At 41.6% G+C, this 22,358-nt stretch carries 21 protein-coding genes and 1 tRNA gene; 18 read left to right on the forward strand and 4 right to left on the reverse strand.

The window, feature by feature from the left end; translation table 11 throughout:
- Positions 1-138: 138 nt before the first annotated feature.
- Together IF202_RS01295 and IF202_RS01300 are read right to left on the reverse strand one after the other, a co-directional pair.
- Positions 139-1,506: a sigma-54-dependent transcriptional regulator gene (locus IF202_RS01295; protein WP_191593063.1), complete on the reverse strand. Its 1,368-nt coding sequence runs from the start codon at positions 1,504-1,506 to the stop codon at positions 139-141.
- The gene (locus IF202_RS01300; protein ID WP_191593064.1) at positions 1,507-3,399 is read right to left on the reverse strand and encodes an ATP-binding protein; all 1,893 of its coding nucleotides are present in this window, start codon (positions 3,397-3,399) and stop codon (positions 1,507-1,509) included. It lies immediately after the preceding gene.
- Positions 3,400-3,759: 360 nt separating this feature from the next.
- Here IF202_RS01300 and arsH point away from each other — a divergent pair, with 360 nt between their 5' ends.
- From arsH to erpA, 5 genes are all read left to right on the forward strand, one after another.
- The gene (gene arsH / locus IF202_RS01305; protein WP_191593065.1) at positions 3,760-4,479 is read left to right on the forward strand and encodes an arsenical resistance protein ArsH; all 720 of its coding nucleotides are present in this window, start codon (positions 3,760-3,762) and stop codon (positions 4,477-4,479) included.
- Positions 4,480-4,508: 29 nt separating this feature from the next.
- A complete protein-coding gene (gene arsB / locus IF202_RS01310) occupies positions 4,509-5,525 on the forward strand; it encodes an ACR3 family arsenite efflux transporter (RefSeq protein ID WP_191593066.1) in 1,017 nt (338 codons plus the stop codon).
- Between the two features lie 32 nt (positions 5,526-5,557).
- Positions 5,558-5,977 (forward strand): arsenate reductase (glutaredoxin), encoded by a 420-nt coding sequence (gene arsC / locus IF202_RS01315; RefSeq protein WP_191593067.1) that lies wholly within the window; start codon positions 5,558-5,560, stop codon positions 5,975-5,977.
- 168 nt (positions 5,978-6,145) lie between these two features.
- Positions 6,146-7,729 (forward strand): peptide chain release factor 3, encoded by a 1,584-nt coding sequence (locus IF202_RS01320; protein ID WP_191593068.1) that lies wholly within the window; start codon positions 6,146-6,148, stop codon positions 7,727-7,729.
- A gap of 85 nt (positions 7,730-7,814) precedes the next feature.
- On the forward strand, positions 7,815-8,162 hold the full coding sequence (erpA, locus tag IF202_RS01325; protein WP_191593069.1) for an iron-sulfur cluster insertion protein ErpA: 348 nt from the start codon (positions 7,815-7,817) through the stop codon (positions 8,160-8,162).
- Between the two features lie 75 nt (positions 8,163-8,237).
- Here the strand turns inward: erpA and IF202_RS01330 are convergent, their stop codons facing one another.
- Both IF202_RS01330 and IF202_RS01335 read right to left on the reverse strand, forming a co-directional pair.
- The gene (locus IF202_RS01330; protein WP_191593070.1) at positions 8,238-9,080 is read right to left on the reverse strand and encodes a hypothetical protein; all 843 of its coding nucleotides are present in this window, start codon (positions 9,078-9,080) and stop codon (positions 8,238-8,240) included.
- A gap of 99 nt (positions 9,081-9,179) precedes the next feature.
- Complete coding sequence (locus tag IF202_RS01335; RefSeq protein WP_191593071.1) at positions 9,180-9,482, reverse strand: YhbY family RNA-binding protein; 303 nt, start codon at positions 9,480-9,482, stop codon at positions 9,180-9,182.
- 99 nt (positions 9,483-9,581) lie between these two features.
- Here IF202_RS01335 and rlmE point away from each other — a divergent pair, with 99 nt between their 5' ends.
- The 13 genes from rlmE (at position 9,582) to rpsO (ending at position 22,349) form a co-directional block, all read left to right on the forward strand.
- Positions 9,582-10,202, forward strand: coding sequence for a 23S rRNA (uridine(2552)-2'-O)-methyltransferase RlmE (gene rlmE / locus IF202_RS01340; RefSeq protein ID WP_191593072.1), 621 nt, complete (start codon positions 9,582-9,584; stop codon positions 10,200-10,202).
- A 60-nt stretch (positions 10,203-10,262) separates the two neighbouring features.
- Positions 10,263-12,230, forward strand: a complete 1,968-nt coding sequence (ftsH, locus tag IF202_RS01345) for an ATP-dependent zinc metalloprotease FtsH (RefSeq protein ID WP_191593073.1) — start codon at positions 10,263-10,265, stop codon at positions 12,228-12,230.
- A 32-nt stretch (positions 12,231-12,262) separates the two neighbouring features.
- Positions 12,263-13,096, forward strand: coding sequence for a dihydropteroate synthase (folP, locus tag IF202_RS01350; RefSeq protein ID WP_191593074.1), 834 nt, complete (start codon positions 12,263-12,265; stop codon positions 13,094-13,096).
- On the forward strand, positions 13,096-14,439 hold the full coding sequence (glmM, locus tag IF202_RS01355; RefSeq protein WP_191593075.1) for a phosphoglucosamine mutase: 1,344 nt from the start codon (positions 13,096-13,098) through the stop codon (positions 14,437-14,439). The genes folP and glmM overlap by 1 nt, the downstream gene beginning before the upstream one ends.
- Before the next feature lie 91 nt (positions 14,440-14,530).
- Positions 14,531-15,280, forward strand: a complete 750-nt coding sequence (gene tpiA, locus IF202_RS01360; RefSeq protein ID WP_191593076.1) for a triose-phosphate isomerase — start codon at positions 14,531-14,533, stop codon at positions 15,278-15,280.
- Between the two features lie 3 nt (positions 15,281-15,283).
- Positions 15,284-15,640: a preprotein translocase subunit SecG gene (secG, locus tag IF202_RS01365; protein WP_191593077.1), complete on the forward strand. Its 357-nt coding sequence runs from the start codon at positions 15,284-15,286 to the stop codon at positions 15,638-15,640.
- 60 nt (positions 15,641-15,700) lie between these two features.
- Positions 15,701-15,786 (forward strand) — tRNA-Leu (locus tag IF202_RS01370).
- A 314-nt stretch (positions 15,787-16,100) separates the two neighbouring features.
- Positions 16,101-16,562, forward strand: a complete 462-nt coding sequence (gene rimP, locus IF202_RS01375; protein WP_191593078.1) for a ribosome maturation factor RimP — start codon at positions 16,101-16,103, stop codon at positions 16,560-16,562.
- Positions 16,563-16,589: 27 nt separating this feature from the next.
- Positions 16,590-18,080: a transcription termination factor NusA gene (nusA, locus tag IF202_RS01380; RefSeq protein WP_191593079.1), complete on the forward strand. Its 1,491-nt coding sequence runs from the start codon at positions 16,590-16,592 to the stop codon at positions 18,078-18,080.
- A gap of 26 nt (positions 18,081-18,106) precedes the next feature.
- Positions 18,107-20,653, forward strand: coding sequence for a translation initiation factor IF-2 (gene infB, locus IF202_RS01385; protein WP_191593080.1), 2,547 nt, complete (start codon positions 18,107-18,109; stop codon positions 20,651-20,653).
- 12 nt (positions 20,654-20,665) lie between these two features.
- The gene (rbfA, locus tag IF202_RS01390; protein ID WP_191593081.1) at positions 20,666-21,055 is read left to right on the forward strand and encodes a 30S ribosome-binding factor RbfA; all 390 of its coding nucleotides are present in this window, start codon (positions 20,666-20,668) and stop codon (positions 21,053-21,055) included.
- Between the two features lie 9 nt (positions 21,056-21,064).
- A complete protein-coding gene (gene truB, locus IF202_RS01395) occupies positions 21,065-21,994 on the forward strand; it encodes a tRNA pseudouridine(55) synthase TruB (RefSeq protein ID WP_191593082.1) in 930 nt (309 codons plus the stop codon).
- An 85-nt stretch (positions 21,995-22,079) separates the two neighbouring features.
- Entirely contained in the window at positions 22,080-22,349 is a 270-nt protein-coding gene (gene rpsO, locus IF202_RS01400) for a 30S ribosomal protein S15 (protein WP_036162137.1), read from the forward strand.
- Positions 22,350-22,358: the final 9 nt, after the last annotated feature.

Raw genomic sequence — 22,358 nt, forward strand, 5'->3', positions numbered from 1 at the left:
GGTGCTAAGCTGATTTGTATATAGCAAGGCAAGTGCCAATACGAATAAATCGTTTATAAACAGTCTGTTATGATTTTTCATGGACTTATGTTTATGTCACTTGGGACGCTTTGGTCTCATGATCGATTGTTAAATGGGTCACTCTTGTCCATCTTCTTCGTGCGCTTTGAATTGTTGCTTATCTAATTGATGTTTCTTCATTTTTCGATATAGCGTCTTGCGGGACATATCGAGTAATTCAGCTGCTTCGTTCAATTGTCCATTTTTGGCTCTAAGCCCTTCTTCGATAATGTGGCGTTCGAATTGCCCCATACGTTCTTCATAACTGCTGCTGGTATCATCTTCACGTTTTATTGAAGCTAAAGAGGTTTCACTGATTCCGAGTACAAAACGATCCGCCGCGTTTTTAAGTTCTCGTACATTGCCCGGCCATTGATGTTGAATTAAATGGTCGATAAACGAAGAGGTAATTACCGGCAGAGGCTTAGCAAAATGATCCGCTGCTTTTTGAGCGTAATGGTGAAAAAGCTGCAAGATGTCTTCAGGGCGATCTCTTAGCGGTGGAATAGTGAGGCTGGCGACATTGAGACGGTAAAATAAATCTTTGCGAAACTTTCCTTGTTCGCCCAATAGCGCGAGATTGTCTTTACTGGCGGCAATGACCGTCAGCTCGACGGGAATCGGAGTCGTGCTGCCAACACGTTCAATGGTTCGTTCCTGTAAAACGCGCAGTAATTTTATTTGCACTGGAAGCGGCATGGTTTCGATTTCGTCTAAAAATAGCGTACCGCCGTTTGCGGCTTCAATCTTGCCTATGTGGCGTTTGTTTGCACCGGTGAAAGAGCCAGCCTCATGTCCAAACAATTCACTTTCAATAAGACTTTCGCTGATGCCGCCGCAGTTAATGGCAATGAATCGGCTTTTGTTTCTGAGGCTGAATTGATGCAGCGCTCTGGCAACCACATCTTTTCCGCATCCCGTTTCGCCATAAATAATGGTGTCGATGTTGGCTTGAGCCAGTGAGGATATGTGCTGGCGAATACCTTTGATTGAAGCTGATTCGCCGATGATGAGCGCTTCTAATCCTGTTTGCTGGGCGATGTTTTGCTTTAAATTGCGGTTCTCTAAAACGAGCTGTCTTTTGTCCGCAGCACGTTGTAGTTGATTGATTAGTTGCGCAGGTTGCAGTGGTTTTTCCAGAAAATCATAAGCGCCTTCTTTCATGGCTTCTATTGCCATTGGAATATCGCCGTGGCCGCTCATGAGTAAAACGGGCAACTCATTATCCAATTCTTGGGTGCGAGCAAGTAGGCTTAATCCATCCATTTTTGGCATTCTTACGTCACTCAGAATAACCGCCGCACTGTTTTTATTTAATGAAATAAGCGCTTTTTCTGCTCTGATATGGCTTTCAACGTCAAAACCTTCTAGCTCAAGCATTTCTGTTAAGGCTTCGATGATGGTTGGGTCGTCGTCGATAATGATTATTTTTATTGTGTTGTTCATTTATCTTTCTGCCTTTTTTAATTCTAAGGTAAAGCTGCTGCCTTTATTTGGTGCCGAGATAACGCGTATTTGTCCGCCAAAGTCTTGAATAATGTTGTAGCTAATAGACAGACCTAAGCCTAAACCTTGGCCGACTTCTTTTTGAGTGAAAAAAGGGTCAAATATCTGATCTATTTGATCTTTTTCTATTCCTGTTCCTGTGTCATTGACGTTGATCATGACTTTATTGTCAGACTCATAAACCTCTATTGAAAGTTGTTTAACAGGTGCGCTTGATAAAGCATCAACGGCGTTGCTGATTAGGTTTACCATCACTTGCTCTAAACGGATGGGCTCGGCGAGAACATAAAGTGACGAATTACTCGCTTGGTAGCGAAACGTGCAGTTTTGGTCGTGGATCTGATTAAACATCAGTTCGATAGCGTCTTTTATAACGCTATCTAACAGCACTGGAGAAAGTTCTGTACCTGCCGCGCGGGCAAAGGCTTTTAGGTGTTTCGTGATGCGAGTGATTTTGTTGAGTAGCTGAGTGACTTTATCTAGGCTATTTTGCGCCTTATTGATTTGACCTTGTTCCATGTGGCGACCAGCTGTATGCAAATGACTGGCTATCGCTGTAAGAGGCTGGTTTATTTCGTGAGTAATACCAACACCAAGCTGTCCTAAAGCCGCGAGTTTTCCGGCTTGTACCAATTCGTTTTGAGTCGCTTTTAGTTGTGCTTCAGCGGCGACACGCTCTTCAATTTCTGCTGCGAGAATGTGATTAGTACGCTCGACTTCAATGGCGGTTTGTTGGAAGTATTGAAGGTCTTTCGCCATGCTGGACACTTCATCATGTCCGACAATGCGTATTTGAACATCGAGCTGGGAGTTGGCAATGGCTTGCATGTTTCGTTGTAGCTCGATAATACGCTGTAAGACATTACGGCGTACATAAAACCAAGAGATAGCACAGGCCACACTCAAACTGATGAGCGATAAAAGTAAGATATTTCGAATACTGTTGTTAATGGATTTAATCGCGCCTTCTAGTGAGGCTCGGATGCTGGTGTTGGTGTAGTTTGTGTACTGGTTGATCTGAGCGGCTAGCTGTTGAATGTGTTGTTGGCTGTTCTCTAAGAGAAAGCTTTGTTGGTACAGCAAATCCAACTCTTCATTTTTAAGCTGGAACAGGCTCCCTTGCCGTGAACTCATTTCCAGAAAGTCGGCTAATGACTGATTCAAAGAGGAAGGAGATTGAGGTAACTGTGTTAAGTGTTGAGTGATTTCTTGACCCAATGTCTCAAGTCTTAAAAAGGTGTAATCCAGCTCATTAAAAGAGGAATCATTACTCACTTTTTCAATTAACCCTGAAAAGTAATATAGCCGGCTGATAATTTGATCTAATTCTGGTGAATGATTCAGCTGATTCATTTTGGATATTAGGTTTTGAAATAATGGGAAAATCAGCACGGACTGCTTGGTTAACTCATGACGAATGACTTCTCGACGTTCCACACTTTGGTTTAGCAAGGTTAAGCTGTTTTGAATTTGGGTAATGAGTTCAAGAAAATAGCGATTATAGTCAGGCAAGTTCTTCATGAGCGCATCCATATCACTAATGGCAATTTGTAGCGCGCTCATCGCATTTTCTCGAGACGTTTTAGAGTCGCTGGTAACCAAAAGTGGGGCGGTTGCCACAATAAGTCGGCTTTTGTCGTTTAGTCGAGCCGCCGCGTCTAAACCAGGAATGTCTTGATGTTTTAGTAATAAAAGGCGGTCGCTGAGTTGCAGATAGGTATTGGTCGCTAGCCCACTGGCAACTATGGTAATCGACGAAATGAGTACGAAGGCCAAAAAAAGCCTACCGCCAATGCCAATATGGCGAAGCCAGTAAAACGAAGGGATGCTCATTGGTGCTTGTCCTGTTATTTTTATAATTGGATGTTCTATTTTTAATTCGATGTACTAATGAAAGATTGATGCCAACTCTGTAGCTCAATGATCACGGTCTTTTGTACCGAACAGAGGACAAAAGTGTCCCATCATAATCTTTTAATCGGTTTCTTCAACATTCTACTAATTGAATTTGGTAATTAAAAAGTTCTCCTTCGTTCATGTTCAGTCATTGCAATTAAAAGAATTGATATATTTATATATGGATATTAATATATATGTTAAATCGTATGTTTTTTTGTTTCATCTATTTATAATATTTGTATGTCAGGCTTATAAGCTCATATTGTGTGTTTGGGGTTTGATTGGAGAAAGTGTATGACTGTATTGAATACTAGTTTAGCCAATGTAAATGAAGAGCAGTTTTCGGTGCCAAGTGTTGGGATATTTCATACTGGTGTGTCGACTCATCCTGTACGTATTTTGTTGCTTTATGGCTCGTTGCGCGAGCGTTCTTATAGTCGTTTAGTCATTGAAGAGTGCGCTCGATTACTGGAAAAATATGGTGCAGATGTTCGCATTTTCAATCCGACAGGTTTACCTCAACCGGATGGTAATGATGGTTCTCATCCGAAAGTTCGAGAGTTACGTGAGTTAATGATTTGGTCTGAAGGGCAGGTTTGGTGTTCACCAGAACGGCATGGTGCGATGACCAGTATTCTAAAAAGCCAGATAGATTGGGTGCCTTTAAGTATTGGTGCTGTACGTCCTACACAAGGAAAAACGTTAGCGGTGATGCAGGTAAGTGGCGGCTCTCAATCATTCAATGCGGTTAATCAAATGCGTATTTTAGGGCGTTGGATGCGTATGGTGACAATCCCTAATCAATCGTCTGTAGCTAAGGCATTTCTTGAATTCGACGAAGAGGGTCGAATGAAAGAGTCGTCTTATTATCGTCGTATTGTTGATGTTGTTGAGGAGTTAATGAAATTTACCCTGTTATTAAGAGATAACAAAGATGTCTTAGTAGATCGTTATTCTGAGCGTGTAGAAAGTGCGGAAGAGCTATCAAAACGGGTAAATCAAAAATCAATTTAATTGTTTTGTTTTAAGACAAAGGTGTTGAAATGGGCTTGTTCGAGCGTTATTTATCGGTTTGGGTTGGTTTGGCAATTCTTGTTGGCATGTTGCTAGGTTTTTTGGTACCAGAAGTATTTTCTCTGGTTGCGACCTTTGAATATGCTCATGTGAATTTAGTCGTAGGCGCGCTGATTTGGTTGATGATTTATCCAATGATGGTGCAAATTGATTTCTCCTCCATTAAAGATGTGGGTAAAAAACCAAAAGGTTTGGCATTAACCTTGATAATCAACTGGTTGATTAAGCCATTTACTATGGCGTTTTTGGGGTGGTTGTTTTTCAAAGTGTTATTTGTCGGTTGGGTGGATCCCCAAAGTGCGTCGGAATACATTGCCGGTATGATTTTATTAGGTGTGGCGCCTTGTACTGCGATGGTGTTTGTTTGGAGTCAATTAACAAAGGGTGATGCTAATTACACCTTGGTTCAAGTGTCGATAAACGACATTATTATGGTTTTCGCCTTTGCGCCCATTGCCGGTTTCTTATTGGGAGCCAGTGATATTACGGTGCCTTGGGATACCTTGTTATTTTCGGTTGTTTTATATGTTTTGGTTCCGCTCATTGCAGGTATTGTGACCCGTAAACGTTTGGATAAAGGCGATGATCACAGTAAGTTAAAGTCTTTTCTATCTACAATGAAGCCTTGGTCTATTGTTGGTTTGCTGTCAACGGTTGTTCTTTTGTTCGGTTTTCAATCGAATACTATTTTGGACCAGCCACAAACTATTCTACTTATTGCTATCCCTTTATTGATTCAAACCTACGGTATTTTTGCCTTGGCCTATTGGTTGGCGAAGAAAATGAAACTTCCTCATGATGTGGCGGCACCAGCGTCTATGATCGGTTCATCGAATTTCTTTGAATTAGCCGTTGCAGTGGCGATTTCCTTGTTTGGGTTGCACTCTGGTGCGGCGTTGGCAACGGTTGTTGGTGTGTTGGTTGAAGTGCCTGTGATGTTGTCTTTGGTGTGGTTTGCGAATCGTACGAGACGTTATTTTCCATAATTTAGTAGACTTAATAAAACGAGGAGTTTGCAATGGTTGTCATTCATCATAATCCTGAGTGCGGAACATCGCGTAATGTATTGGCAATTATTCGCGCTGCTGGATATGAACCAAGGGTAATTGAATACATTAAAGAAGGTTGGACTAAGCCTCAGTTATTGGCTTTGTTTGCTGCAGCGGATTTGACGCCAAGAACGGCTTTAAGAACCACAAAATCACCAGCGGAAGAGTTGGGTTTATTAGGCGAATCGGTTTCCGATGAGGTTTTATTAGCTGCAATGTTAAAACACCCTGTGTTGGTTAATCGTCCTATTGTGTGTACTCCAAAAGGGGTGAAGCTCTGCCGTCCAAGTGAAACTGTATTGGATTTACTAGAAAAATGGCCTGAGTCTAATTTTGAAAAAGAAGATGGTGAAAAAGTCTTAGATAAAAATGGACGGCGCATGAGCTGATGGGAAGAAGCGTGTAAATAACGTTTGCATGTGGTGCTGTATTTGGTGTTTTAAGTCAATTGATTGTGCATTTGCATAAAATCAGCGAAAATAGAGCAACGTAATTTAACCTCATTTTTACGCATCTTTTTTGAGTTGCGTCTCATGTACAGTAGAAGACCCTAAATCATGTCTCAAGAGTTTATCGATCAAGTCGAGCAGCGTCGAACCTTTGCTATTATTTCTCACCCTGATGCGGGTAAAACCACGATTACAGAAAAACTGCTGTTGTTAGGTCAACTAATTCAAACAGCGGGCTCTGTAAAGGGTAGAAAAGGTGATAAACATGCAACGTCTGATTGGATGGCAATGGAGAAGCAGCGTGGTATTTCTATTACGTCTTCTGTTATGCAGTTTCCATATAAAGAACGTATGGTTAACTTGCTCGATACACCTGGACATGAAGATTTCTCGGAAGACACATATCGAACGCTAACGGCTGTTGACTCAGTGTTGATGATCATTGATGGCGCGAAAGGTGTCGAGGATCGTACTATTAAGTTGATGGATGTATGTCGTTTACGTGATACACCAATTTTAACCTTCATCAATAAAATGGACCGTGATATTCGCGATCCAATTGATCTATTAGATGAAGTAGAGGAAGTTCTAAAAATAGCGGCGGCACCCATTACTTGGCCAATCGGTATGAGTACCTTTTTTAAAGGTGTTTACAATCTTTATACTGATACTATTCATATCTTTGTTCGTGGTCGTGGTCATACTTTAACTGATGATATTCGTATTGAAGGTTTGCAATCGGACGAAGCAAAAGAATTGCTTGGTGACGAATGGGAAGCTTATGTTGATGAAGTTGAGTTGGTTCGTGGTGCCAGTCATCAATTCGATCATGAGGCGTATTTAGCTGGTGAGTTAACGCCAGTTTTCTTTGGTACTGCTTTGTCTAATTTTGGTGTTCGTGAAATGCTAGATGGCTTTGTTGATTGGGCTCCTTCTCCAATTGGACGTGAAACGAATACACGTGCGGTTGATTCGTTGGAAGCAAAATTCTCTGGTTTCATCTTTAAAATACAAGCGAATATGGACCCGAAGCATCGTGACCGTATTGCGTTTATGCGTGTGTGCTCTGGTACTTATAGTCGTGGTATGAAAATGCGTCATTGTCGTTTAGGTAAGGACATTAAGATCACCGATGCTGTGTCGTTTACAGCGGGTGATCGTGAAGGTGTTGATGAGGCATTTTCTGGCGATATTATTGGTTTGCATAACCACGGAACAATTCAGATTGGTGATACTTTTACTGAAGGTGAAGATCTTAAATTTACGGGTATTCCTCATTTTGCCCCTGAGCTTTTTCGCCGAGTTCGTCTAAAAGATCCAATGAAGATGAAAGCGTTGCAGAAAGGTTTGCAGCAGTTGTCTGAAGAAGGTTCTACGCAGTTGTTTATGCCGTTTCGTAATAATGACCTTATTGTTGGTGCGGTAGGTCAATTGCAGTATGAAGTAGTGGCATATCGCTTAAAAGATGAATACAAGGTTGAATGTATTTATGAACCGATTAGCGTTAACACCGCTCGTTGGGTTGAGTGTGATGATCCGAAAAAATTCGAAGAGTTTCAAAATAAATGCCGTGATAATTTAGCGATAGATGGTGGCGGCCACCTTACATATTTAGCACCAACTCGTGTGAATTTAATGATGGCCGAAGAGAAGTGGCCTGATGTTCGTTTCCGTTCAACACGCGAGCATTGATCAATACTTGACTAAAACACTTGGTTAAGACGATAATTCAACTATTGTAAACTGTATTTATTTAAATGATGTTAGTGGTGTCAAAATGAGTGGTGTTGAATCAGTAGATCCTATTGAGTTTACAGGGGCGGCGGCTGCGAAGTTGAAATCTTTGATTGATGAAGAAGAGAATGATCGGCTCATGTTGCGTGTCTACGTGACGGGTGGTGGTTGTTCTGGCTTTCAGTATGGCTTTACTTTCGACGAAGAGTATCAAGAAGACGATACTGAAGTTAAGCGTGATGGTGTGAGTTTGGTGGTTGACCCATTGAGTTTTCAGTATCTTGTTGGGTCGGAAGTTGATTATAAGGAGAATCTAGAGGGTTCTCGTTTTATGGTTCAGAACCCTAACGCCGCATCGACTTGTGGTTGTGGTGCTAGCTTTAGTATTTAATTGCTAATAAGTATTAAGAAGCCCCTCGTACGAATGTGCGAGGGGCTTCTTTGTTTTACATCGAATAAAAAACTATTAGGCCTGGATGTGAAGGTTGCTTGCCTGACGTGATTTCTCATCATCGTCAATAAAGCTATTATCTAGTGGTTTGTAGTCTCCGACAAATAGTAGACCAATTTTATTATCACCTAGCGCAACAGGTGAGAGTCTATTATTTTTGGCACGCCATATTCTTAATCCAAATACCTTAGGAGATATATCGCTTTCGGTTGTTGTTAATTGGCTTTGGTTTATATGCGCATAAAGTGGAGATAGCTGATCTGATTCGCCATCTTGATCTAGTAATATATGGTGGTGAGTGGGTTGTTGATTTAGAAAGTCTGGTGGATAGGGTGTATTTAGAACAGGCAGCCAGCTTTCCTTAGGAAAGGTGTGAAACATATCTAATGTTTCTGGTGATCCATTATGAGGTGATAGCAGTAGTGTCATTTCAACAGGTATATCATATGAGGGTTTGACTGGAATATGGAAAATTAACTGTTTTGCTGGGCGTCGACTTGGCTCAGGTGTCGCATAGGCTGCATTTGTTTTAGATTTTTCAGTATCCATAGGAGGAATTTGTAAGAAAACTCTCCAATCTTTACTGTCTAGATCAAGTTCTTCTGGTGAATGTAGGTGTAATTTAGAGCCCATTACATGGCTTAATACATGTTCAATGAGGTTTGCGAAAATACTTGTGGAGGCTGTCAGAGGTTGTTTAGTATAGCTGTCTAGGTGTATTTCTTTTACTTGGTGGGCAGCCGAACTCAAATCAACAGAATCTTTATTGCTTTTTATAGAGCGGGTTGTAGTTCTAATAAGCGATTTTTTATCACTCGATTGAGTGTTGGCTCTACTTATGGCCTCTATAAATAGCATGATATAGCTCCTTTGATGACTGTCAAAGGTATCGGCCAAATATTAAAAGAGTTTAGAGATAGTCGTTTTTTGAGTAAAAAGACTATCTCATTCGTCGTATTAGCGTAGTAAATTAGACAATTTTGGATTTGGCTCTAACGCAGCGCGGTAGAAAAGAGCGACTTTACCGATTGTTTGTACAGTTTCGCATTTCATTATTTTACTAATTTCTGCAATAAGGGCTGTACGAACTTCACGATCAGTGATGCTGATACGAATCTTTACAAGTTCATGGTCTTCTAACGCACGGTCTATCTCGGTTAGCACTGTTTCTGTTAAACCGTTTCCTGCAATCATTACCACTGGATTAAGTGCGTGACCGATTAGGCGAAATTGCTTTTTTTGGGCGTTTGTAATGCTCATAGTAATTTTTTCTCATCTTAGTTGACCCTCTTTATTGGAGGCTTTAGAGGTTAAGGGATATTATAGCGGAATATTGACTGATTTAGGTATGATGAAAACGTGGCAAGATCAAAAAGTAGTAATAGTTGGATGAAGGAACATTTTGACGATACATATGTCAAAAAATCCCAACAAGATGGTTATCGCTCTAGAGCCAGTTATAAACTGATAGAGATTAACGATAAAGACAAGTTGTTTCGCCCGGCTATGAAGGTGGTTGACTTGGGAGCGGCCCCTGGTGGTTGGTCTCAGGTAGCAGCGAAATTGGTTGGTGATAAAGGGACTATTGTCGCTTCTGATATTTTAGAGATGTCACCTTTGGCTGGGGTTACTTTCGTGCAAGGGGATTTTACTGAGCAAGATGTTTATGAAGCAATCTTGGCTGAAATGGGAGATGAGAAAGCAGATCTTGTAATTTCAGATATGGCCCCCAATATGAGTGGTAATAGTTCTTCTGATCAGCCACAAGCTATGTATCTGGTAGAACTTGCTTTGGACATGGCAGCTCAAGTGTTGCGTCCGGGCGGGAATTTTTTGGTGAAAGTGTTTCAAGGTGAAGGGTTTGAGGAATACCTCAAGGCCATGCGGGCTCAATTTTCGTCTGTTATAACGCGGAAACCAGATGCGTCACGAGCAAGAAGTCGTGAAGTTTACTTATTAGGAAGACAATATAAAGGTTAATCGGAAATGTTCTGGTATTATTGCCAGAGACATTAAAAATAACCGTTTAGAGGTGTGCTCTTGAACGATATGATGAAAAATATACTGTTGTGGTTAGTTATTGCGGCTGTACTGCTAACTGTATTTAATAATTTTAATACTCCCGCTGAAACAAATCGAATTTCTTATTCTGAATTTGTTAAAGAAGTCCAAAGTGGTCAAATAGCGAAAGTGACTGTTGATGGTTACATTATTAGTGGTAACCGAACTAGTGGTGATACTTTTGATACAGTGCGCCCAGCGGCATCTGATCCTAAAATAATGGATGACTTGCTTAGTAACGATGTTGTTGTTGAGGGAAGCTTGCCTGAACAGACGAGCATCTGGACTCAGTTACTTGTTGCTAGTTTTCCTATTTTACTTATTCTTGCCATATTTATGTTTTTCATGCGTCAAATGCAAGGCGGTGGCGGTGGTAAAGGTGGCCCGATGTCTTTTGGTAAGTCAAAAGCGCGTTTGTTGCCAGAAGATCAAATCAAAACGACTTTTGCAGATGTTGCAGGTTGTGATGAAGCAAAAGAAGATACAGAAGAGCTTGTTGACTTTTTGAGAGAACCAAGCAAATACCAGCGTTTGGGTGGTAAAATTCCTCGCGGTATTTTGATGTGTGGTCCTCCAGGTACCGGTAAGACCTTGCTTGCTAAGGCTATTGCTGGTGAAGCAAAAGTACCTTTTTTCACAATATCAGGTTCCGACTTCGTAGAAATGTTTGTTGGTGTCGGTGCGTCTCGTGTTCGTGATATGTTTGAACAGGCTAAAAAGCACGCGCCTTGCATTATCTTTATTGATGAGATCGATGCTGTTGGCCGAAATCGTGGTTCCGGTATGGGCGGCGGTAATGATGAACGTGAGCAGACATTGAACCAATTGTTGGTTGAAATGGATGGTTTTGAAGGTAATGAAGGCATAATCGTTATTGCGGCAACAAACCGCCCTGACGTTTTGGATCCTGCCTTATTACGTCCTGGTCGTTTTGACCGTCAAGTACAGGTTGGTTTACCAGACATTCGTGGTCGCGAGCAAATTTTAAAAGTACATTTACGTAAAGTGCCTTGTGATGACAATGTCGAGCCGAAAAATATTGCTCGTGGTACGCCTGGTTTTTCTGGTGCCGACTTGGCTAATCTAGTTAATGAGGCTGCTTTGTTTGCTGCGCGCTCTAATCGTCGCTTGGTCAATATGGAGCAGCTTGAGCTAGCTAAAGATAAGATTCTCATGGGTGCAGAGCGCAAAACCATGGTGATGAGTGATAAAGAAAAACTGAATACGGCATATCATGAAGCTGGTCATACTATTATTGGCTATTTGATGCCTGAACATGATCCTGTTTATAAAGTGTCAATCATTCCTCGCGGTCGTGCGTTAGGTGTGACTATGTACTTGCCTGAAGAAGACAAATACAGTGTGAGTAAAACAGGTCTTGAAAGCCAGGTTTGTAGTCTTTATGGCGGTCGTATTGCAGAAGAAATTGTCCATGGTTTTGATGGTGTTTCGACTGGTGCGTCAAACGATATTGAACGTGCGACGAGCATAGCTCGTAATATGGTAACGAAATGGGGATTGTCAGCAAAACTTGGCCCATTCGCTTATGAAGAAGATAATGATAGTGGCGGTTACATTGCGGGCCCTACAGGAGGAAAAGCTAATTACTTCTCTCCTGAAACTGGGAAAATAATTGATGCTGAAGTTCAAGATATTATTAGTCGTTGTTACGCTAAAGCGACAGAAATATTGCATGAGAATCGCGCTAAGCTGGAAGTAATGGCTGAGGCTTTGATGCAATATGAAACGATTGATGCGAAACAGATTAAAGAAATAATGGATGGGAAGAAACCTTCTGCTCCTGAAAGTTGGACTGACTCTGATTCGAATTCTTCAAAAGATAGTGGTGAACAATCATCAGATAATTTTTCTTCGGCTGAGGTGGATTCTTCATTGAATGATGAAGATGAAGTTCCTGACCAAACATCTAAACCAGCGGGTGAGTGATTTGTGTCATTGATTTTTGATATGGTTTTCTCATGTCGTTAATGCCTTTTGGGGACAAGTCGTTAGACTTGTCCCTTCCTCATGTTATGGGGATACTAAATGTGACGCCAGATTCTTTTTCTGATGGTGGTGCTTTTAGTGCTCTAGATGCTGCGTTTCAGCAAGCAGATAAGATGATTCGAGAAGGTGCAAGTATCATAGATGTAGGTGGTGAATCTACTCGTCCTGGTGCTGTTCCTGTTTCAACTCAGCAAGAGTTAGACCGAGTTTTGCCTGTTATTGAATCGATAAAAAAACGCTTTGATATCATAGTGTCGGTTGATACTAGTACAGCAGATGTTATTCGCAATGCATCTGCTCTGGGCGCAGGTTTGATTAATGATGTTCGGGCGCTTGAGAGAGAGGGATCGTTACAGGCAGCGGCACAAACGAATTTGCCTATTTGTTTAATGCATATGAAAGGTACGCCGAAAACGATGCAAAACTCCCCCGAATATACCTCTGTTACGGATGATGTTGCTGATTATTTAGTGTCTAGGGTTGACGTGTGCGAGGCTGAAGGTATTGGGCGTCATCGTCTTATTCTGGATCCTGGTATTGGATTTGGTAAAACCTTGACTCATAACCTATCACTGCTGAAGAATACGAAACATTTTAGAAAGTTAGGTTTTCACGTTCTTATGGGTCTTTCGCGAAAGACGATGATAGGTGATGTGCTGAGCTTACCTGTTGAGGAACGCCTATATGGCACTATGGGGGCAAATGCTTCCGCTTATTCTAAAGGTGCTCGTATTTTTAGAGTCCATGATGTTAGGCCGCATGTTGAAATGTTGGCATTGATGTCTCGTATTGAGAGAGAAGTTTAATGCGCAAATATTTTGGTACAGATGGTATTCGTGGAAAAGTTGGTACAACACCGATTACGCCAGAGTTTATGCTCAAGCTTGGCTGGGCAGCTGGACAGGTTTTCAAAGAAAATGATAAGAAAATTTTAATTGGTAAAGATACGCGAATTTCTGGCTATATGTTCGAGTCAGCACTTGAATCTGGCATTGTTGCTGCCGGTGCGGATGTTCGTTTAGTGGGCCCAATGCCTACGCCAGCGATTGCGTATTTAACTCGTACTTTTCGTGCTAGCGCAGGGATTGTTATCAGTGCTTCTCATAATCCTTTTTCAGATAATGGAATTAAATTCTTTTCAGCTCAAGGTGGAAAGATCTCTGATGAAATAGAAGAGCGTATAGAATATTTTCTTGAACAGCCAATGGAAGTAGTTGAGTCTAGTCTTATTGGTCGAGCTAAGCGGATAGATGATGCTGCAGGTCGATATATTGAATACTGTAAGGGTACCTTCCCTATTGGTCTTCAGTTGAGTGGCTTAAAAATTGTTGTGGATTGTGCTGATGGCGCGACCTATCACGTAGCGCCACGAGTATTTTCAGAGCTGGGTGCTGAAGTTGTTGCCATTGGGGTAAATCCTGATGGGTTGAATATCAATGAATTTAGTGGCGCCACAAAGCCTGAGTTATTGCGTAAAAATGTATTAGCAGAAGAGGCTGATCTCGGTATCGCATTAGACGGCGATGGTGATCGACTAATTTTAGTTGATCGTCATGGAGTGGTTCGCGATGGTGATGATATTCTTTATATTATTGCTAATCATCTGATGCGTACAGGCCGATTTAGTGGTGGTGTTGTTGGTACCTTGATGAGTAATTTTGGCTTGGAACTGGCCTTTTCTGAAACAGGTATTGGTTTTAGTCGAGCGGCTGTTGGTGATCGCTATGTTAATGAAAAGCTGGAGCACCATGGTTGGGTATTAGGTGGTGAGCCATCGGGTCATATTGTATGTAAGTCTATTACCACAACCGGTGATGGTATCATTGCTGCACTTCAAGTACTTAGAGCTATGATTGAAGAAGATAAAAGTCTAGATGAATTGCTTGTTGGCCTAGTTAAGTTTCCTCAGAAATTGAAAAATATTCGTGTAGCGAAGCGTTTTGTACCTAATGAAGAGCCTGCATTGCAAAAAGCCATCGCTGTAGCAAATGAGCGTTTAAATGGTTTAGGGCGAGTGCTGCTTCGTGCTTCAGGAACTGAGCCTCTTATTCGAGTGATGGTTGAAGGGCGAGATGATAAGACTGTCGATGAGTTGGTTGATTACTTGGTCGATGAAGTTAAAGCGGTTGTTGCGGCGAAAATGGCGTAATAAAGCGAGTTTTATGGATGTGACAAAATAAATACTTGAAACCAAAGGGGGCTTTCCATAGAATGAGCCCCTCGAATTTAGGGGTTAGGATATGATTCGTCAAAAAATAGTCGCTGGTAACTGGAAGATGAATGGCACAAAAGAGTCCATTATGACACTGGTGAATGGCTTGCTTGAGATGGACGGTTCTGACGCTGAAATAGTTATTGCTCCTTCTTTTCCTTACTTGTCACAAGTTAATGATCTGGTTGATGGTAGTTGTCTTGTTTTGGCGGCTCAGAACATTAGTGATGAGGTAAAGGGTGCTTATACAGGAGAGGTTTCGGCTTCTATGTTGGGCGATTTTGGCGTTAAGTACGTATTAATTGGTCATTCAGAGCGACGCTCAATCTATCGCGAAACAGATGATGTTATAGCGACTAAAGTGAAAGTCGCGCTGGAATTTGGTTTGACTCCAATGCTTTGTATTGGTGAGACGCTAGAAGAGCGTGAATCAAATCAAACTCTTTTAGTTTGTGAGCGTCAGATTCAAGCTGTTATTGCTGAAGTAGGTATTAAAGAGTTTGAAAAAATGGTTATTGCTTATGAGCCTGTTTGGGCTATAGGTACGGGGTTGTCGGCAAGTGCTGAGCAGGCTCAAGAAGTACATTGTTCGATTAGAGCCTTTTTGGCTAAATCATCAGAGTCTGTAGCTCAGAAAGTTCAGATTTTGTATGGTGGAAGTGTTAAAGCATCAACTAGCTCGGCTTTGTTTCAGATGCCTGATGTTGATGGTGCTCTTGTTGGTGGTGCATCACTTGATGCAAAAGAATTTATTGAAATAGTAAAAACAGCGAGTTAATTGATGGAATCACTTATTTTAGTTTTGCATGTACTAGCAGCGGTAGTGATTATTGCACTGGTCTTGTTGCAGCAAGGTAAAGGCGCAGATGCCGGAGCTTCTTTTGGCGGTGGCGGCGCATCTCAGACTGTGTTTGGTAGTCAAGGTGGCGGCGGTTTTTTTGGTAAAATGACTGCTCTATTTGCATTGGTTTTCTTTTTAACAAGTTTCGGTTTGGCTTTTTATGCAAGCGAGCATGCAAAAAATGTTTCTGGTGCGTTTGATCATGTTCCTTCAGCTCCTCAAGTTGAAGATTCTGTTAGCTTGCCTGATTTAGGTGGCGAGAAGAAAACAACATCTGATCTTCCTGTTACAGAATAGTATTTGGTTTGTGTAAAGGTATTTAGTTTTTAAATACTTGTGTTGCTAAAAAAGAGTTTTGCGGATGTGGCGGAATTGGTAGACGCGCCACCTTGAGGGGGTGGTGAGCTATGCTCGTGGGGGTTCGAGTCCCCCCATCCGCACCAATCTTGAATTGATGTTATGTTTTGTGTATAATGTCGAATTATTGATTTAGAATGATTTGGTTGTTGAAGTTGGCATATTTATTCGGTCGATTTCATTGTCCATTTAGTTGGGTAATATACCATTTTGTTCTTGGTAGTAAGTGTCAGGATTGACGACCTTCTTTGGAAGGATGCTTTCTCAAGATTTTTGGGGAAAGTACTAAGAGCCCCTATATGGGGTTTTTTATTATCTCCACTCTTATATTGTTTGAAAATGGGCCTTGAGCCCGTTTTTTGTTTCTACGTTTTACAAAATTGATTTTCGGAGAAAACGATTGTCAGCAAAATATACGATTTTAGAAGAACTTATTCGACCAGTCGTTGAAGGTTTAGGTTTTGAGTTTTGGGGTATGGAATACTTATCTTTGGGTAAGGATTCTGTACTTCGCATTTTTATTGAAACGGATGCTGAAAAGGGAATTGACGTAGAAGATTGCGCCCGGGTCAGTCGTCAGGTTAGTTCTATTCTAGATGTTGAAGACCCAATAACAGGGGAATACAACCTAGAAGTTTCATCACCAGGTTTAGATCGACCTTTATTTAGTTTGGTTCAATATCAGGCCTATATCGGTTCTGTTGTTTCTTTACGTTTACGAGTGCCTTTTGATGGTCGTCGTAAATTTAAAGGTCAACTTATGGGGATCGAAAGCGAAGACATTGTTATTCGTGTAGATCAAGAAGAATATTTATTGCCTGTCGACTTAGTCGATAAAGCGAATGTTGTTCCACAATTTTAAAATTAACCTTGAAGAGAGGCTAAAAGGATGAGCAAAGAAATTCTTTTGGTAGTAGAAGCAGTTTCCAACGAGAAAGACGTTCCGAAACAAATTATTTTCGAAGCTGTTGAAATTGCTTTAGCTAGTGCTGCCAAACGCCGTTTTGAAGAAGATGCATTAATTCGTGTCTCTATCGATCAGCGTACAGGTGATCATACAACTTACCGTCAATGGAACATTGTTGCGGATGAAGATTATTCTTCTCCTGCTTCTGAGTTAACAATTGATGATTCCGTAGAGCAAAGCCTAGGTCTTGATATTGGCGAAATTTACGAAGAAGAAGTTGAGTCTGAAGTTTTTGGTCGTATTGCGGCACAAACTGCAAAACAAGTAATCGTACAAAAAGTGCGTGAAGCTGAACGTGCAATTATGGTTGCACTTTATGCCAAAAAAGTCGGCAAGCTTGTCCATGGGCAAGTTAAAAAAGTTACTCGTGATAGCTTGATTATTGACCTTGGTGAGAATGCGGAAGCATCTTTGCCAAAAGATCAGTTGATCTCGCGTGAAAGCTTTAGAATGAATGATCGAATTCGTGCTTTATTACTCGAAATTCGTGAAGACAGCCGTGGCGCGCAATTGATTTTATCTCGTAATGATCCTGCGTTTATGATCGAATTATTTCGTCTTGAAGTGCCGGAAATTTCGGAAGAAGTTATTGAAATTCGTAGCGCTGCAAGGGACCCAGGTTTACGCGCTAAAATCGCAGTAAAAACAAACGACCGTCGTATCGATCCTATTGGTGCGTGTGTTGGTATGCGAGGTGCACGTGTTCAGGCTGTTTCTAATGAAATGAATGGAGAGCGTGTTGATATCGTGCTTTGGGATGATAACCCAGCACAATTAGTTATCAATGCTATGTCTCCTGCAGAAGTGGACTCTATCGTTATTGACGAAGATGCTCACTCTATGGACGTTGCTGTTAAGAGCGATAACTTGGCTCAGGCAATTGGCCGTAACGGACAAAATGTTCGTTTGGCTTCTACGTTAACTGGCTGGTCTCTAAATGTTATGACCAGTGAAGACGCTGAAGCGAAGCAGCAAGAAGAATCACAAAAGTTGATTGATATCTTTGTTGCTGGATTAGATATAGACGATGATTTGGCCATTCAGATGGTTGATGAGGGATTCACTTCTCTAGAAGAAGTGGCATATATCCCAATGGAAGAAATGTTAGACATCGACGGATTTGATGAAGATTTAGTAAACGAACTGCGTTCACGTGCAAAAGAAGCCTTGTTAAATCAAGCGCTTCAAGCTGAAGAACAGTTAGATGGTGCTAAACCAGCTGCCGACTTATTGGCAATGGAAGGAATGGATAACCATCTCGCCTTAGTTTTGGCTTCGATTGGTGTGATCACCATGGAAGACTTAGCTGAACAGTCTGTTGATGAATTGCTTGACGTTGAAGGTATGACTGAAGAACGTGCTGGGAGTCTAATATTGACTGCTCGTGCGCCTTGGTTTGCTGAATCTGAATAAAATCTGAGTACATAAGGGGGAACTTAATGACAGTTCAAACCGTAAAGATACTATCCGAGTTGGTAAATACGCCAGTCGATAAGCTACTAACTCAGATGAAAGATGCTGGACTACCTCAAACGAGTGTAAGTCAAGAAGTCTCTGAAGCTGAAAAAGAAGTGCTATTAAACCATTTAAAACGCCAACATGGCGAAGATGAAGGTAGCCAACGCATCACGTTACAACGTAAAACAACAAGTACTCTATCACGAGGCGATGGCGGTAAAGCTGTCAATGTTGCTGTGAAAAAGAAACGTACGTATGTAAAACGTGATGACGTTGATGACGAAGCTCAAAAGCAAGAAGAATTAGTTGCTAGTCGTCTTTTAGAGGAGCAGAATCGTCTAGAAGAAGAGCGTAAGCTTCAAGAAGCGGCAGCTAAAGCAAAAGCCGAAGCTGACGAAAAAGCGCGTCAAGGTGCAGCAGTTAAACCTGTCGTAGCAGATGCCGGCGCGGTAAATGATACGGAGCGAAATGCCTCCGTTACAGGAGCGGTAGACCCCGTGGAATCACCAAAACAGCCAAAAGTAGAGAAGAAAGCTTCTAAGCCAGCTGTGGAACATAAAAAGCCTGACGCGGCTCCTAAAGGTAAAAAGGGACCGGTTAGAAATGACAGCGATAAAGAAAAAGACAAACCACGCGGTCGAAATCATGATAATAAACGTGGTTCGCGCGTTAATTTGAATGGTGATGATGAAAACCGTCGTGGCAAATTAGGTCGTAAAGGTAAGAAGCCAGCATCTAAACAAGAGCATGGTTTCCAAAAACCTACGGCTAAAATTGTTCATGAAGTTGCTTTACCAGAAAGTATTACAGTTGCTGAACTTGCTGAAAAAATGTCAGTGAAAGGTGCTGCAGTCATTAAAGTGATGTTTAAAATGGGCGCAATGGCGACCATTAATGAAACAATTGACCGTGATACAGCGATACTTGTTGTTGAGGAAATGGGTCACACCGCTACTTTTATCGACGAGAACGCTGTTGAAAATGACATGATTGAAGCCATTGATTACGATGGTGAAGCAATTAAACGTGCGCCAGTTGTTACTGTAATGGGTCACGTAGATCACGGTAAAACATCTTTACTAGATTACATTCGTACTACACGTGTTGCTGCTGGTGAGTCTGGTGGTATTACACAGCATATTGGTGCATACCATGTTGAAACACCTCATGGCATGGTTAGTTTCTTAGATACACCTGGGCACGCTGCGTTTACTTCTATGCGAGCTCGTGGTGCCAAAGCAACAGATATTGTTATCCTTGTTTGTGCTGCTGACGATGGTGTTATGCCTCAAACAATTGAAGCAATTCAGCATTCTCGTGCTGCAGGCGTTCCAATGGTTGTTGCTATCACCAAGATTGACAAAGAAGGAGCAGACCTTGATCGTGTTAAAAACGAATTGGTTGCCCAAGAAGTAGTGCCTGAAGAATGGGGTGGCGACACTCAGTTTATTGGTGTTTCTGCTAAGTCTGGTGAAGGTATCGAGGCGCTGTTAGAAGCTGTTTTGTTGCAGTCTGAAGTACTTGAATTAACTGCGGTCCCTAGCTCACCAGCGAAAGGTGTGGTTGTTGAAGCCCGTCTTGATCGTGGTCGCGGTTCAGTTGCTACCTTGCTTGTACAAAACGGTACGCTGAAAAAAGGCGACGTTGTATTGGCCGGTCTACAAATGGGTCGAGTACGTGCTTTGCTTGACGAAAATGGTAAGCCAATTGAGTCTGCTGGTCCTTCTATTCCTGTTGAGATTCTTGGCCTTGATGGAACACCGGATGCGGGTGAAGAATTCATTGTTGTTGCCAATGAGCGTAAAGCTCGTGAAGTAGCCAACTTCCGTCAAGGTAGATATCGCGAAGTACGCTTTGCTCGTCAGCATACCGCTAAATTAGAGAATTTATTCTCTGAAATGGGTAAAGACGAAGTTCGTACTTTGAATGTAGTTCTAAAAGCTGACGTTCGTGGTTCACTTGAAGCCTTGATTAAATCATTAACTGATTTGAACACTGAAGAGGTACAAGTAAACGTTGTTTCTAGCGGTGTTGGTGGTATTACTGAAACTGACGCTTCTTTGGCTCTCGCTTCTGATGCTGTTATTTTTGGTTTCAATGTCCGTGCAGATACATCGGCTAAACAGTTCATTGAACGTGAAAGCATTGACCTTCGTTATTACAGCATTATCTACAATATTATTGATGATGTTAAACAAGCGCTTTCTGGTATGTTGTCTCCTGATCTACGTGAAGACATTCAAGGTACAGCTGAAGTTCGTGACGTATTTAACTCGCCTAAGTTTGGTTTAATTGCCGGTTGTATGGTGATTGAAGGTACTATTTATCGTAACAAGCAGATCCGTGTATTGCGTGATGACGTTGTTATTTATGAAGGTGAGCTTGAGTCTCTTCGTCGCTTTAAAGACGTGGTTAATGAAGTCGGTCGCGGCATAGAATGTGGTATCGGTGTGAAGAATTACAACGATGTCAAAGTAGGCGATAAAATCGAAGTTTTTGAAACTGTCGAAGTTGCGCGTACACTTTAATAGGACAAGATCATGGCAGGCGAATTTAGTCGTACTAGTCGGATTGGTGACCAGCTCCAGAAAGAGCTGGCGTCCTTAATCCAATTTGAAGTAAAAGATCCTCGTTTGGGATTAGTTACTGTCAATGAAGTGCGCGTAGCAAAAGATTTAGGCTATGCAGATATCTATTATACTGTTTTGGGTAAAGATGATCAGCCAGAAGTATTGGCTGAAAATCAAGCCGCATTAGACAGTGCAAAAGGTTTTTTGCGTCGTCGTTTGGCAAAAGAAGTAAAACTTCGTGTTATGCCTCATTTACGTTTCCATTATGACCAGAGTGTTGTAAATGGTTCGCGAATGTCGACTCTTATTGACGAAGCAATTCGTGATGATGAGACGAAAAACGGTAACGAAGACGAGTAATTATTTCGTATGTCTAAGACAAAATGGCGTTCGGTAGACGGAATCGTTCTACTGAATAAGCCGATAGGTTTAAGCTCGAACCAAGCACTTCAGCGTGTCCGCCGGCTCTATCGAGCGGCAAAAGCAGGGCACACTGGAGCACTTGATCCTTTGGCAACCGGTATGTTGCCTTTGTGTTTGGGGGAAGGAACCAAGTTTTCACAATTCCTATTGGATGCAGATAAGCGTTACATAACCTGTATTCAATTAGGCAAAAGAACCACCACTGGAGACCGTGAAGGGGATGTATTAACTGACGAGCCTATTCCGATATTGACGGATGATGAGCTTGAGCTGGTTTTAAATCGTTTTCGTGGAGAAATAGAGCAGATACCACCTATGTATTCTGCGTTAAAGCATGAAGGCAAACCTTTGTATGAATATGCCCGTCAAGGCATTGTCATAGAAAGAAAGCGACGTACTGTGACTATTTCTAATCTAACGCTGGTTTCTAGAACAGAAGATACGCTTACTTTAGATATTCAATGTACCAAAGGAACTTATATTAGAACCATAGGTGAAGATATCGGAGAGGCGCTCGGCTGTGGGGCTCATTTGCATTCTTTGCATCGAGTTTCATCAGCAGGGTATTCGCCAGAAGGCATGCTTTCTTTAGAAGAATTTGAAAGCATTGCAGAGCAAGGTGAAGCTGAGTTAGATACTTACTTAATGACAATGGATACTGCTGTTGCGCATTTGGATAAGGTAGAATTACCGCCTCAAGATACAATAGAAATGCTATTTGGTCGTAGTGCCGTTAATGCAACATCATTAGATAATGGTACGTTAGTAAGGCTCTACGACGGAAGTAATAAGCGTTTCTTAGGATTAGGGGTGATAAAAGGGGTATTTATTCGTCCTCATCGACTCGTAAATACCAGTGAGTTAGTTAACAATTAGTGTTAGACTTGCTCACATAGGATAACTGAAAATATGCTCGGCTATCCTTGATTTTTAATAGCATATTAATTTGGAGATAAAGATTATGGCATTAACTGCAGAATCAAAAGCAGCATTGGTTAAAGAGTTTCAAGTAGCGGAAGGCGACACTGGTTCTCCTGAAGTTCAAGTGGCATTGTTGACTAAGAATATCGAAGCTCTACAAGGTCACTTTAAAGCTCATATCCATGACCACCATTCTCGTCGCGGTCTAATCCGCATGGTAAACCAACGTCGTAAGTTGTTGGATTACCTTAAGCGTAAAGACGCAGCTCGTTACACTGGTTTGATCAAAAAACTAGGTCTGCGTCGCTAAGACTGAGGA

This window comes from Marinomonas colpomeniae, assembly GCF_014803385.1.
GTDB lineage: Bacteria > Pseudomonadota > Gammaproteobacteria > Pseudomonadales > Marinomonadaceae > Marinomonas > Marinomonas colpomeniae.

Coding starts and splice junctions, on each gene's coding strand:
- tpiA (WP_191593076.1), top strand. CDS start 14,531: ATGATTCGTCAAAAAATAGTCGCTGGTAACTGGAAGATGAATGGCACA.
- secG (WP_191593077.1), top strand. CDS start 15,284: ATGGAATCACTTATTTTAGTTTTGCATGTACTAGCAGCGGTAGTGATT.
- IF202_RS01330 (WP_191593070.1), bottom strand. CDS start 9,080: ATGCTATTTATAGAGGCCATAAGTAGAGCCAACACTCAATCGAGTGAT.
- IF202_RS01295 (WP_191593063.1), bottom strand. CDS start 1,506: ATGAACAACACAATAAAAATAATCATTATCGACGACGACCCAACCATC.
- glmM (WP_191593075.1), top strand. CDS start 13,096: ATGCGCAAATATTTTGGTACAGATGGTATTCGTGGAAAAGTTGGTACA.
- rpsO (WP_036162137.1), top strand. CDS start 22,080: ATGGCATTAACTGCAGAATCAAAAGCAGCATTGGTTAAAGAGTTTCAA.
- arsH (WP_191593065.1), top strand. CDS start 3,760: ATGACTGTATTGAATACTAGTTTAGCCAATGTAAATGAAGAGCAGTTT.
- rbfA (WP_191593081.1), top strand. CDS start 20,666: ATGGCAGGCGAATTTAGTCGTACTAGTCGGATTGGTGACCAGCTCCAG.
- truB (WP_191593082.1), top strand. CDS start 21,065: ATGTCTAAGACAAAATGGCGTTCGGTAGACGGAATCGTTCTACTGAAT.
- nusA (WP_191593079.1), top strand. CDS start 16,590: ATGAGCAAAGAAATTCTTTTGGTAGTAGAAGCAGTTTCCAACGAGAAA.
- folP (WP_191593074.1), top strand. CDS start 12,263: ATGTCGTTAATGCCTTTTGGGGACAAGTCGTTAGACTTGTCCCTTCCT.
- erpA (WP_191593069.1), top strand. CDS start 7,815: ATGAGTGGTGTTGAATCAGTAGATCCTATTGAGTTTACAGGGGCGGCG.
- infB (WP_191593080.1), top strand. CDS start 18,107: ATGACAGTTCAAACCGTAAAGATACTATCCGAGTTGGTAAATACGCCA.
- IF202_RS01335 (WP_191593071.1), bottom strand. CDS start 9,482: ATGAGCATTACAAACGCCCAAAAAAAGCAATTTCGCCTAATCGGTCAC.
- IF202_RS01320 (WP_191593068.1), top strand. CDS start 6,146: ATGTCTCAAGAGTTTATCGATCAAGTCGAGCAGCGTCGAACCTTTGCT.
- arsC (WP_191593067.1), top strand. CDS start 5,558: ATGGTTGTCATTCATCATAATCCTGAGTGCGGAACATCGCGTAATGTA.
- arsB (WP_191593066.1), top strand. CDS start 4,509: ATGGGCTTGTTCGAGCGTTATTTATCGGTTTGGGTTGGTTTGGCAATT.
- IF202_RS01300 (WP_191593064.1), bottom strand. CDS start 3,399: ATGAGCATCCCTTCGTTTTACTGGCTTCGCCATATTGGCATTGGCGGT.